Below are 12,189 nucleotides of genomic sequence, written 5' to 3'. Positions count from 1 at the left end.
TTTTAACCCTTCTGCCCATGTAAAACTGTATGCGACGCATCAAACTGATCGAAGTTCGGTCCGAACTCGGCGCTGGCACCCGCGGGGCCAGCCTGGGCATCGACGCGCTGAAAGTGGCCTGCCTCAACAAAGGCTCGGATTATTTCCGCCGCTTCAACTCCGTGGTCGTGCCCGACCAAAACCAGGTGCTGTTCGACAAGAACCACTTCCCCTACGCCAAGCACATCGACAGCATTTACAACGTGCTCAAGGGCGTCAGCAGCACGGTGGAGCAAACCTTGCGCTTCGGGGAGTTTCCGCTGGTGCTGGCCGGCGACCATAGCAACGCCGCGGGCACCATTGCCGGCATCAAGGCCGCCTACCCGCACAAAACCCTGGGTGTCGTCTGGATCGACGCCCACGCCGACATTCACTCGCCCTACACCACGCCCTCGGGCAACGTGCACGGCATGCCGCTGGCCATGGCCCTGGGCGCCGACCACCGCGCCCTGCAGCACAACCAGGTAGAGCCGGAAACCGAGTTTTTCTGGCGCAAGCTCAAGGACCTGGGCGAAGCCGGGGCCAAAATCACCCCCGACCACCTCATCTACGTGGTCGTGCGCGACACCGAGCCGGAAGAGGACCGCATTATCGAGGAGCAGCACATCCGCAACTTCAGGCTCGACGAGTTCCGGGCCAAGGGCGCCCGCCGCGTGGCCCGCGAGATTTACGAGCAGCTGCGCTTCTGCGACATGGTCTACATTTCCTTCGACGTGGACTCCCTGGATTCGCGCTTCTCGAAGGGCACCGGCACGCCCGTGGAGCAAGGGCTCGACGTGGCCGAAGCCATGGCCCTGTGCCGCTACCTGCTCGAAAACAACCGCGTGGTGTGCTTCGAAATGGGCGAAATCAACCCCACGCTCGACTCGGAAAACACCATGGCTTCCAACGCCTTCGACATCCTGGAAGTGGCCACCGAGGCCATTCAGGAGCGGCTGCGGCTGGATACCGTGACGGGGCGCTGACGCGGCTGGCCCATGCGAAAAGGCGAGGCGGAGCTGTACCTGCGGATGTACCCGGCGCTGCAGCGCTGGCTCAACCAGTGCGTCATCTGCCAGGCGCAGGGGTACCGGCCCGATATGCCCGCCCAAATCTACCCCGGCGGGGCGGCTCACAACCTGCGGCGCCTGTTCCGGCCGCTGGCCCTGGATGAGCTGCAGATGTGCGCCACCTGCCGGGCCGCCTTCGAGCGGACGTAGCCGTTTCGGTGAATAATAAAGATACTTCGGCCTGAATAGTGCAAAAACGGCGAAATCGGATACATTCGTGAGAATCAGTCACGTTTGGGTCGGTTTCGCCGTCTGTTGCCATGAGAATTGCTATTCAGCCCGTTGTCCTGGGCCTGGCCGCCCTGCTGACCGCCTGCGCCAAGCCCACCACCCAGAACGCCACCGGCGCCCCCGTCGCGGTGGTGCAGGATTCTATTACCGGCACCGTGGCCTACCGGGAGCGGCAGGCCCTGCCCTCCGACGCGGTGCTGCAGCTGCAGCTGCAGGACGTATCCAGGCCCGGCTCGGCCGCCACCGTAGTAGCCACCAGCACGGCCCTGACGCAGGGCCGGCAGGTGCCGCTGAAATTCAGCCTGCCCTACGACACGCTGCGCATCGACCCGACGAACACCTACGCCGTGCAGGCCCGCATCGAAGTGGGCGGGCGGCTGCTGTTTGCCAACGACGCGGCCTACCCGGTCATCACCCGCGGCAACCCCAAGCGCCTGCAGATGACCTTGCGCCGGGCCGCGGAATAGGCCGGAATGTCAGCGGCAGCGGGAAATTTTAGCTTGGTACCATACCTATGGCCGGTGGCCGCAGCCGTGAGGCAACGGCACGCGACGCAAGCCGCAGGGCCGGGCCATCAATCCCGTTCCTGCGGTTCGGATAGGCCCAATCGGCTACAAAATCCGTGAAATCCGATGAATCCGGAAGAATCCGTGATTAGCTTTGCGGCCGTGAAACCGCTGCCTCTCTTCGTATTGATGCCCGTGGTGCGGTCGTTTCGGAGCCGGAACGAGCGACGAATGTAGCGTAAGCCTCCGGCCGGCGCGGCAAGGACTATTGCCGCGGGCGGGGTTTACGCCGTAGTCCGCTTTTCGCCTTCCAAACCCATTGTTTTCAACCTCGCCGGCCCCCGGGCCCGGCGCAGCGTTACCCAAATCCGCACCCCCTCCGTGCAACAACTCGAACAAGACCTCAAAGCGGCCCTGAGCGCCGCCATTCAGCAAGTTTTCGGCGCCCAGGTGCCGGCCGAGCAGCTGACCATTCAGCCCACCCGCAAGGACTTCGCGGGCACGTTCACCCTCGTTACGTTCCCGCTGACCAAAGCCCTGGGCAAAGGCCCGGAGCAAATCGGGCAGGCCCTGGGCGAGTGGCTGCAGGCGAATGAGCCCCGCGTGAGCGGCTTCAACGTGGTGAAGGGCTTTCTGAACCTGGAAATTGCCCATGCCGAGTGGCTGCGGCTCCTGCAGCAGCTGCGCAGCCAGGATGTGGCCGCGCCCGTGCAAACCGGCGGCCCGCAGCGCGTGGTGGTGGAGTATTCCTCGCCCAACACCAACAAGCCCCTGCACCTGGGCCATTTGCGCAACAACTTCCTGGGCTACTCGGTGGCCGAAATCCTGAAAGCCACCGGCGCCGAAGTCACCAAAGCCAACCTGGTGAATGACCGGGGCATCCACATCTGCAAGTCCATGCTGGCCTACCAGCAGTACGGCCACGGCGAGACGCCGGAGTCGGCGGGCATGAAGGGGGACCACCTCATCGGCAAGTACTACGTGCTGTTTGAGAAGCACTACCGGGAGCAAATCAAGCAGCTGGAGGCTGAGGGCGTGTCCAGCGAAGTAGCCAAGCGCGAGGCCCCGCTGATGCGCCACGCCCAGGACATGCTGCGCGACTGGGAGGCCGGCGACGCGGAAACCGTGGCTTTGTGGCGGCAGATGAACGGCTGGGTGTACGAGGGCTTCAACGACACGTACCAGCGCATCGGGGTGGATTTCGACAAGTTCTACTACGAGTCGGAAACCTACCTGCTGGGCAAGGAGCGGGTGGAAGAGGGCCTGCAGAAGGGCGTGTTCTTCCGCAAGGATGACGGCTCGGTGTGGGTGGACCTCACCGACAAGGGCCTCGACCAGAAGCTGCTGCTGCGCGCCGACGGCACCTCGGTGTATATGACCCAGGATTTGGGCACGGCCGAGCTGAAGTACCAGGATTTCGGCTACGACTCCTCGGTGTACGTCATTGCCGACGAGCAGAACTACCACATGCAGGTGCTCAAGCTGGTGCTGGAAAAGCTGGGCAAGCCCTACGCCGACGCCATCTACCACCTCTCGTACGGCATGGTGGACCTGCCCTCGGGCAAGATGAAAAGCCGCGAGGGCACCGTGGTCGACGCCGACGAGCTGGTGCAGGAAGTAACCGACGCGGCCCGGCAGACCACCGCCGAGCTGGGCAAAATCGAGGGCCTGAGCGAGCAGGAAGCCGCGCAGCTCTACCACACCCTGGGTTTGGGCGCGCTGAAGTATTACCTGCTGAAAGTCGACCCGAAGAAGCGCATGCTGTTCGACCCGAATGAGTCGGTGCAGCTGCACGGGCACACGGGGCCGTTTATTCAGTACACCCACGCCCGCATCAGCTCCCTACGGCGCAAGGCGGCCGACATGAACATCACGCCCAGCGTACCGGAGCAGGCAGCGGCTCTGCAGGACGTAGAACGGGAAGTTATCCAACTGCTGGCCAGCTATCCAACGGCGGTGGCCGACGCGGCTAAGGCCTATTCACCAGCCGTCATTGCCCAGTACGCTTACGACCTCGCCAAAACCTACAACCGTTTCTGGAACGAGGTGTACGTGCTGACCGAGCCTGATACCAGCCTGCGCGACATGCGCGTGGCCCTCTCGGCTCAGGTGGCCGACACGCTGCGCCAGAGCCTGAAGCTGCTCGGCATTCAGGCGCCCGAACGCATGTAAACCGACGGGTGGTGCCACGGCTCGAAGCCGTGGCACCACTACTTTTAAGCTACAAGTAACCTAAATCGTCAGGCCCGACAGCCTGAATAAACATAGTGGTGCCACGACTTGGAGTCGTGGCACCACGCCGTTCCGGATATGAAAGTAATTGCAGTTTACTGCGGCTCCAGCGCCGGCATCGACCCGCGCTATGCCCAGCACGCCGCCGAAGTAGGGGAGGCCCTGGCCAAGCGCGGCGTTACGCTGGTGTTTGGCGGCGGCAAGGTGGGGTTGATGGGCGCCGTGGCCGATGCCGTGATGAGCAGCGGCGGCCAGGCTATCGGCGTGATACCCGGCTTTTTGAAAGACAAGGAAGTGGCCCACCTGGGGCTGACTTCGCTGGAAGTCGTCGACAACATGCACCAGCGCAAGCTGCGCATGGCCGAGCTGGCCGAGGGCTTCATTGCCATGCCCGGCGGCTACGGCACGCTGGAGGAGCTGTTCGAGGTGCTGACCTGGGGGCAGCTGGGCCTGCACCGCAAGCCCATCGGCATCCTGAACGTGGCCGGCTTCTACGACGCCTTGGTGACCTTGCTCGACCACATGACCGCCCAGGGCCTGCTGCGGGCCGAAAACCGCCGCCAGCTCATCGTGGCCGACAACATCACTGAGCTGCTGGCCCAGATGGACGCCTGGCAGCCCTCCAACGTAGAAAAGTGGCTCACCCCGGGCCGCAGCTAGGTCCGCCGCCGACCAACATTCCGTATCTGCTGGCGATTAGCCCACCGGCTGACTGTTAACTTCTTTTTCCCGCCGCATTTCATGAAAGTTCTGCTCTTCTGCGCCGCTGCCGCCCTGGCCGCTGGCGCCCGTCTCACCACTCCCACCATCCCTGCCATGACCGAAACCACTGCCGCCGAAACTGCCGCCAAGGCCACCGTGTACGACTTCACCGTGGAGGACATTAACGGCAAGCCGGTGAAGCTGAGCCAGTACAAGGGCAAAAAGCTGCTCATCGTCAATACCGCCTCCGAGTGCGGCTACACCCCGCAGTACAAGGAGCTGGAGGAGCTGTACAAGAAGCACGGCGACAAGGTGACGGTGCTGGGCTTTCCGGCCAACAACTTCGGCGGGCAGGAGCCGGGCACCAACCTGCAGATTGCCTCGTTCTGCGAGAAAAACTACGGCGTGACCTTCCCGCTGTTCTCCAAAGTCTCGGTGACGGGCGCCGACACCGCCCCGCTCTACCAGTTCCTCGGCGACAAAGCCAAGAACGGCGTTACCGACGCCAAGCCGACCTGGAACTTCTGCAAGTACCTCATCGACGAGAAAGGCAACGTCGTTGGTTTCTACCCCTCCAAGGTGAAGCCCATGAGCGAGGAGCTGCTGGCCGCCATTCAGAAATAACGGCGCCTGCCCTGGGCACGGCCCACGACGTATAACAGCGGACACAGTAATGTCCGGGGTCGGACAACTCGTGGTCCGGCCCCGGACATTACTGTGTCCGGAAAAAGCCACCTTTGCGGCCCGCCGCGAATTGCCGCCGCTACCCTCCCGATTTCCCTTCCCGCCGTGACTACCTCCGAGCATCCTTCCGCCCAGCCCAGCACCGCCAAAGCCTGGATTTCGGCCTTCCGGCCGCGTACCCTGCCGCTGGCCCTGGCCAGCATCCTGATGGGGGCCTTTCTGGCCGCCAGCCAGGGCCGGTTCAACGGCGCCGTGGTGGGACTGGCCGCGCTGACCACCGTGCTGCTGCAGATTCTCTCGAACCTGGCCAACGACTACGGCGACTCACAGAACGGGGCCGACAGCGTGCACCGCGAAGGGCCGCAGCGGGCCGTGCAGAGCGGGGCCATCAGCCCGGAGCAGATGAAGCGGGGCATGCTGGTGTTCGGGGCGGCTTCGCTGGTAGCGGGCGTGGCGCTGCTGTGGGTGGCGCTGGGCTTTGCCGGGCTGTGGGTATTCGGGGCCTTCCTCGTTATTGGCCTGTCGGCCATCTGGGCGGCCATCAACTACACCGCCGGCGCCAAACCCTACGGCTACGCCGGCCTCGGCGACGTGTCGGTGTTCCTGTTTTTCGGCTTGGTGGGCGTGTGCGGCACCTACTTTCTGCAGGCCTACCGCCAGGCCGACGGCTGGGCCAGCGCCCTGCCCCTCGACGTGCTGCTGCCGGCCGTGAGCCTGGGCTGCTTTTCGGCCGCCGTGCTGAACGTGAACAACATCCGCGACATGCGCTCCGATGAGCTGGCCGGCAAAATCACCGTGCCGGTGCGCCTGGGGCCGCAGCGCGCCCGCCTCTACCACTGGTTGCTGCTGCTGCTGGGCCTGGGCGCGGCCGTGACGTACGTGGCCCAGAATTACCGCTCGCCCTGGCAGTGGCTGTTTCTGGGCGCCGTACCGCTGCTGCTCTTCAACGGCCTGCAGGTGTGGAAGCGCCAGCAGTCTATGCAGCTCGACCCCTTGCTGAAGCAGATGGCCATGAGCACCCTGCTGTTCGTGCTGCTGTTCGGCATCGGGCAGTTGGTGTAGAGCTTCCAGACGCGTCAATTATGCCTTACCTAGCTGCGGCCTCTAACGTGCTGGCACCCGCTTACTACGCGCTACGGGAACAAGGATTTGAGGTGCTGTACGACGCCGAGCAGCAGTGGTGGACCGCCCGAAAAGGCAAGTTGGAAGTCTTGGCCTACGACCCCATCGAGCTGTGCGGGCTGGTGTATATTCTCCAGTGCAAAGGCGCCGACTGGCCAGTATCCGACGAGGCCATTGAGGCTTTTATGGCGCTGGAACAGCCCCGTAACTTGCCTAAAGAATAGCCCGCGGTGAAACGTGTCACTATCCGGCCGGTCGTAAGTTCCTAACTCTACAAGTGGTACGACTCCTGCTGACCAGCCTGAAAATCTTCCTGCTGGTCTTCTTCCTGCGCGTCATCGTGCAGCGCTTCGTGCCCTTGCCGCGCTACGATGGTCCCGAACTGCTGCCGGAAGCCAGCCGGCCGGCGGAACTACTGCCCGAAGCCGACTTCTGGCGCCTCATCGAAGCCTCGCGGCACCACGGCTTGACGAGCTACAACGGGCAGCTGAGCACCCTGAGCGAGGAGCTGGCCGGGCTCGACACGCTCACGCTGCGCCGCTTCGACCGGACGCTGGCCCACCTGCTGCGGCAGAGCTACGACGCGCGGCTGTGGCAGGCGGCCTACGCCGTCAACGGGGGCTGCTCCGATGATTGTTTTGAGTATTTCCGCGGCTGGCTCATGACCCAGGGCCGCGACAAATTCTACTGGACGCTGCGCCACCCGCGCCTGCTGCTGCTGACCGGCCGCAGTGAATTTGCCCAGGGCTACGAGGGCCTGGAACACGTGGCGGCGGCGCAGTATTGGCGCAAAGCCGGCCGCCGGATGCCTGCTGCCGAATCTGCCCCTTATCAGCTCAAAGGCCCGATGTTCGATGAGCGCGCGGCCCTGCTGCGCTACCCCGAGCTGTGGCTGCTGGTGTGGTAGCAAGCGCGCAGGTCAGCTTCGCAAAAACACCCGGAACGTAGTGCCTGCGCCTTCCTCGCTTTCCACCTCGATGCGCCCGCCGTGCGACTGCACCAGCCGGTTCACCAGGAACAGGCCCACGCCGGTACCGTCGCTGGCGGCGGGGTGAAAGCGGCGAAACAGTTGAAACAGCTCCCGGCCGTGGCGCTCCAGGTTGATGCCCAGGCCGTTGTCGCGCACTTCCAGCACCGGCTGCCCGGTTACGAGGCGGGCTTGCACGCACACCCGCGGCTCCCGCTCGGCGTGGCGGTATTTGATGGCGTTGCTGACCAGGTTTAGCAGAATGGTGCGCAGGTTGCTGCGCACGTACAGCAGCTCGGGCAGGGCCGTAAAGTCGGTGTGCACGGCTGCCTGCGCGTCTTGCAGCTGCGGGCGAATGGTCTGCAGCACGTCGGTGGCCAGCTCGGGCAGCTGCACCAGCTCGGCCACCTGCTCGCCGGGTTGGCGCTGCATCTGCACCACGGCCGCCAGCCCGCCGATGGTGCCGGTCAAATCGCGCAAGGATTCGTCGATGAGGCGCAGCACCAGCGCTTCGTCGGGGTCGGCGAAGGTGGCGGAGCGGCGCAGCTCCTCGAACAGGCCCGTAAGGTTGTTGACGGGCTGCTTGAGGTCGTGCGAGGCGGCGTACACGAAGTTGTCCAGGTCGGCATTGGTGCGCGCCAGCTGCTGGTTGGCCAGGTCGAGCTGCTGGTTGCGGGCTTCCACCGCCGCGCTGGCCGATACCAGCTGGGCGTTGATCTGCTGCAGCTGCTGGCGGGTCGTGGTCAGCTCGGCCAGCGAGTCGCGCAGTTGCTGGTTGACGGCCTGCAGCTCCTGGTGCTGCCGGGCCAGGTGCTGGCGCCACTCGTTTTTCTCGATGGCGTGCAGCACCGTCTTGCACAGCAGCTCCGGGTCGAAGTGGCCCTTGACGAGGTAGTCCAGCGCGCCGTTGTTGAGGGCGCGCACGGCCAGCTGCTCGCTGCCGCCGCCGGTAATCATCACCACGCACAGGGTGTCGGGCGGGGTAAGCTGCAGCAAATCGGCCAGCACGGCCAGGCCGTCGGTATCGAGCAGGTTGTAGTCGAGCAGCACGCAATCGGGCTGCCGCTCCTGAAACAGCGCCAGCCCTTGGTCCCCCGATGAGGCTTCAAACACCTCAAACGTCTCGGGGCCGATGTGCTTGCCCAAAAAGCGTCGGTACAAGAGCCGGTCGTGCTCGTTGTCGTCGACGAGAAGGATTTTTTTTGCGCCGCTCTGCCCCACTAGCTCATCAAGGGTAACTCCGCGGTATCCAACCAGTAGCGCACCAGCAGCTTGGTTTTCTCTTCCAGCGTGGCGTACTCGATGGGTTTGGTCAGGTAGCTGTTGGCGCCGAGGCGGTAGCACTCCTCAATGTCCCGGACATTGGTGGAGGTACTGAAGATAATGACCGGAATGGAGCACAGCTGCGGGTCCTGCTTGAGGGTTCCGAGCACGGCCCGGCCGTCGGTGCCGGGCAGGTTCAGATCGAGCAGCACGAAGGCGGGCAGCTGCTGCGGCCAGCCCGGATGCTTGCCGTAGCCCTGCAGGTATTCCAGGGCTTGGTCACCGTCTTCGCAGCGCAGCAGGGGGTTGGGCAGCGCGTGCTTGCGGAAGGCGCGGCCCAGGGCCGTAAAGTCCTCCATGCTGTCCTCCACCACCAAGATGGGTTTGTGAGTCAAGGGTTTCACTTACAGGTGCTTTGAGACGGTAAAATAAAAGGTGGCCCCACTGCCTAGTACGGAATCCACCCACATTTCGCCGTCGTGTCGTCCAATCATTTTGCGGGCAATGGAAAGGCCGGCCCCCGTGCCCCCGCCGTACTTGTCCTGCGCGTGCAGGCGGCGGAAAATCTTGAAGATATTGTCGTGGTGCTTGGGGTCGATGCCGATGCCGTTGGCGCGCACGTAAAATACGTAATGCGAGGGGCTGCCGGTTCCCCGCGGCCCGCGCACTTTGGCCGGCGCCAACCCTACGGTAATTTGCCGCTCGGGCTTGTCGCTGTAGCGCATGGCGTTGGTGAACAGGTTGTGGAACACCTCGCGCAGGCGCACCGGGTCGCAGCGCAGCGTGGGCAGGGCATCCACCACCGCGATGGAGGCGTGCAGCTGCTCCAGGCGCGGCTGCAGCAGCTCCAGCACCTCGTCGAGCAGCTCGTTCAGGTCGACTTCCTGCACCGCCAGCTCCAGGCGGCCCACGCGCGAGAGCTGCAGCAGCGACTCAATCAGCGACTCCATGCGCTGGCTCAGCCGCACCAGGGTCTGCAGCTTGTTTACCCCGTCGCCGTCGAGCTTGTCGGCGTAGTCTTCGAGCAGGAAGATGGAGTAGTTGTGAATGCCGCGCAGGGGCTCCTTGAGGTCGTGCGAGGCCACGTAGGCGAAGGAGTCCAGCTCGTCGTTGCTGCGCTCCAGCTCCGAGTTCAGCTTGCTCAGCGAAGCGGCGCGGGCCTGCAGCTCGTTGTAGATTTTCAGGCGCACGTCGGAGAGGTGCAGGCGGATTTCCTGGGCGGCCTGCACCTCCATGGGCCGCCACGGGGTCGACGTATTGTCGACCGTCTGCTTCCAGGCCTCGAAGGACTGGCGCGGCGAGAGGAAAATCTGCCCGTCCTGGTGCACCTCGGCCTTTTGCGACTTGCCGGCCCAGGTTACGGTTTGCAGCACCTCGGGCCGGAACCAGATCAGGTAGTCGCCCGGCTCCTGGGCCAGCGAAATGGCCAGCAGGCCGCTGGCCGTGCCGCGGATGGCCAGCCCGGCCGGGTTGTGGCGGGAGTAGGAGGTGGTGTGGAATACCTCCTGGGTCACGTTCTCGCGCAGCCATTGGCGCAGCTCCTCAATCTGGGGCTTGGTGGGCGTACTGCCCAGGGTAATGATGTCGCCCTCGAAGCAGATGGCCGCCCCGCCGCAGTCGAACACGTCCAGCACGGTGGGGCGGCGCTGGTACAGGCCCTCGATGAAGTTGGCGTGCCGGCCAATCTGCTCGAACAGGCGCACCTGCGTTTCGCGGATGTGCAGCTGGTAGGCGTAGTCGTCGTTCTGCAGCTTGCTCTTGAGCAGGGCCGAAAACGTCTTGCCCACAATCAGGCTCAGCTCGCGCAGCTCGTAGCTGACAAGCCGCGGGGTGAGGTGGTGGCAGGTCATCAGCCCCCACAGCTGCCCGTCGACGATGACGGAAATGGTCATGGTAGCCGCCACGCCCATGTTGCGCAGGTACTCCAGGTGAATCGGCGACACGCTGCGCAGCACCGCGTGCGTCATATCGGGCGGGCGGCTGGTGGTGGAGTGGAGCACCGGCACCAGCGGGGCGGGCTGGTAATTGACGTCGGGGATGAAACGCAGCCAGTTTTTCAGGTACAGGGCCCGGGCCTGCTGCGGAATGTCGGTGGCGGGGTAGTGCAGGCCCAGGTAAGGCTCTAGGTCGTCGCGCTTGGCCTCGGCCACCACCTCGCCGCTGGCGTCCTCGGCAAAGCGGTACATCAGCACCCGGTCGAAGCCGGTGATGTCGCGAATCTGGTCGGTGGCGTGCTGGCAGAACTCCAGCACCGAGCCGGCGGCCAGCATCTGGCCCAGGGCCACGTTCAGCGAAGATAAATCGACGGCGCTGGCTTCGCCGTCGGAAACGGGCTCGAATTCCAGCCACAGCAGCCCGTCGTAGCGGTGCATGATGAGCTTGTAGAAGGGCTGGCCGGCCACCGCGTCGAGGCGCAGCCCCAGCAGGCGGGGCGTCTCGGTGAGGGTGGGGTACAGCGCCGTTAGCTCGGCCAGCTGGGCCGGGGTCAGCAGCTGGGCCAAATCGGTGTCCAGCAATTCCTCGGCCTCAATGCCAATGTGCGCGGCGGTGTTGCGGCTGGCGTGCGTCACGCGTCGGTTGGCCGGGTTCAGGCAGAGCAGAAAGCCGTAGGGCTGCACCGAGCCGGGAATGTGAATGGGCTCCCGGTCGCAGTTGGTCAGCGTGACGGGGGCGTTCAGCAGCGGCTCGTTGACGTTGACTAGGGTTGCTCGATCCATGCGTGCAGGCGTTCAAACGTGAGGACGGCGGAAGCCACGATTTCGGCCGCGTCGGCGTCGGCGGCCTCGGCCCCGAGCAACTGGCAGAAGGCTTTCCACCGCGGGCCGGTCAGCTCGCCGTAGCCCGAAAAATAGGTGCGCAGCCCAATGCCGGCCTGGGCCAGCTGCCGCGTGATGAGCTGCCCGCCCAGCGTGGAGCCTTCCAGCACGTACATGGCCCCGAGCAGCTGCGCCCGCGTGCGCAGGGGCGGCATGGCCGGGCACAGCGGCAGCTGCGCGGCGTGCGGCATGTCCTGCCGGATAAGCTGGGCGCGCTGCCGCTGCCCGATTTCCCATTCCGGCCCGAACTCGTCGGCGCGGCGCCGCAGCTCGGTTTCGTAGGGTACCAAGAAGCCGTAGAGCTTGCTCAGCATGTGCTCCGTGTCGGCCGCCGATACCGTACCCGCGCTCAGGGCCCGATTGAAGGCGCCCTGCTCCAGGGCCGCGTGCGCGGCGGCGGTGCCGTGGCGCAGCTGCTGCAGGATAGCGGGCTTGTCGAGGGCGGTGGGCATGGGCAGAGGACAGGGAATGAAAGGTAAAGATAGAGTAAGCCGCTTGAGGCGTACTCACGGCGGCCAAGGAGCCCGGTAACGTCCAGGAAATTCGCCGGCGCGGCGGCAACAAAAAGCCCAGCCGCG

General features: G+C 64.6%; 13 protein-coding genes. 9 read left to right on the top strand and 4 right to left on the bottom strand.

The window, feature by feature from the left end:
• The first annotated feature begins 29 nt into the window (after positions 1–29).
• The 9 genes from EJV47_RS18520 to EJV47_RS18480 all read left to right on the top strand — a co-directional run bounded on the left by EJV47_RS18520 (position 30) and on the right by EJV47_RS18480 (position 7,472).
• Positions 30–1,004, top strand: coding sequence for an arginase (locus EJV47_RS18520; RefSeq protein WP_126694667.1), 975 nt, complete (start codon positions 30–32; stop codon positions 1,002–1,004).
• 12 nt (positions 1,005–1,016) lie between these two features.
• Positions 1,017–1,238, top strand: a complete 222-nt coding sequence (locus EJV47_RS18515; RefSeq protein WP_126694666.1) for a hypothetical protein — start codon at positions 1,017–1,019, stop codon at positions 1,236–1,238.
• Between the two features lie 110 nt (positions 1,239–1,348).
• Entirely contained in the window at positions 1,349–1,786 is a 438-nt protein-coding gene (locus EJV47_RS18510; RefSeq protein WP_126694665.1) for a YbaY family lipoprotein, read from the top strand.
• 420 nt (positions 1,787–2,206) lie between these two features.
• Positions 2,207–3,997: an arginine--tRNA ligase gene (argS, locus tag EJV47_RS18505; protein ID WP_126694664.1), complete on the top strand. Its 1,791-nt coding sequence runs from the start codon at positions 2,207–2,209 to the stop codon at positions 3,995–3,997.
• Positions 3,998–4,135: 138 nt separating this feature from the next.
• Complete coding sequence (locus tag EJV47_RS18500) at positions 4,136–4,717, top strand: LOG family protein (RefSeq protein WP_126694663.1); 582 nt, start codon at positions 4,136–4,138, stop codon at positions 4,715–4,717.
• 81 nt (positions 4,718–4,798) lie between these two features.
• Positions 4,799–5,383: a glutathione peroxidase gene (locus EJV47_RS18495; protein ID WP_126694662.1), complete on the top strand. Its 585-nt coding sequence runs from the start codon at positions 4,799–4,801 to the stop codon at positions 5,381–5,383.
• 165 nt (positions 5,384–5,548) lie between these two features.
• Entirely contained in the window at positions 5,549–6,505 is a 957-nt protein-coding gene (locus EJV47_RS18490) for a 1,4-dihydroxy-2-naphthoate polyprenyltransferase (RefSeq protein ID WP_126694661.1), read from the top strand.
• 20 nt (positions 6,506–6,525) lie between these two features.
• Positions 6,526–6,789 (top strand): hypothetical protein, encoded by a 264-nt coding sequence (locus tag EJV47_RS18485; protein WP_126694660.1) that lies wholly within the window; start codon positions 6,526–6,528, stop codon positions 6,787–6,789.
• A gap of 53 nt (positions 6,790–6,842) precedes the next feature.
• A complete protein-coding gene (locus EJV47_RS18480) occupies positions 6,843–7,472 on the top strand; it encodes a DUF4240 domain-containing protein (protein WP_207895926.1) in 630 nt (209 codons plus the stop codon).
• 12 nt (positions 7,473–7,484) lie between these two features.
• On the opposite strand, the gene EJV47_RS18475 is transcribed toward EJV47_RS18480, so the two are convergent.
• From EJV47_RS18475 to EJV47_RS18460, 4 genes are read right to left on the bottom strand one after another with little or no spacing between them, the layout of a single operon-like run.
• Positions 7,485–8,753, bottom strand: coding sequence for a hybrid sensor histidine kinase/response regulator (locus EJV47_RS18475; protein WP_279389065.1), 1,269 nt, complete (start codon positions 8,751–8,753; stop codon positions 7,485–7,487).
• Positions 8,753–9,190 (bottom strand): response regulator, encoded by a 438-nt coding sequence (locus EJV47_RS18470; protein WP_207895924.1) that lies wholly within the window; start codon positions 9,188–9,190, stop codon positions 8,753–8,755. The genes EJV47_RS18475 and EJV47_RS18470 overlap by 1 nt, the downstream gene beginning before the upstream one ends.
• Positions 9,191–9,199: 9 nt before the next feature.
• Positions 9,200–11,512, bottom strand: coding sequence for an ATP-binding protein (locus EJV47_RS18465; protein ID WP_126694657.1), 2,313 nt, complete (start codon positions 11,510–11,512; stop codon positions 9,200–9,202).
• Positions 11,494–12,063, bottom strand: a complete 570-nt coding sequence (locus EJV47_RS18460; RefSeq protein ID WP_126694656.1) for a biliverdin-producing heme oxygenase — start codon at positions 12,061–12,063, stop codon at positions 11,494–11,496. Before EJV47_RS18460 ends, EJV47_RS18465 begins: the two co-directional genes overlap by 19 nt.
• Positions 12,064–12,189: the final 126 nt, after the last annotated feature.

It is taken from the genome of Hymenobacter gummosus, from assembly GCF_003970915.1.
GTDB lineage: Bacteria > Bacteroidota > Bacteroidia > Cytophagales > Hymenobacteraceae > Solirubrum > Solirubrum gummosum.
The sequence above is the reverse complement of the archived record's forward strand: the minus strand, read 5'-3'. Positions and strand labels throughout refer to the sequence as shown.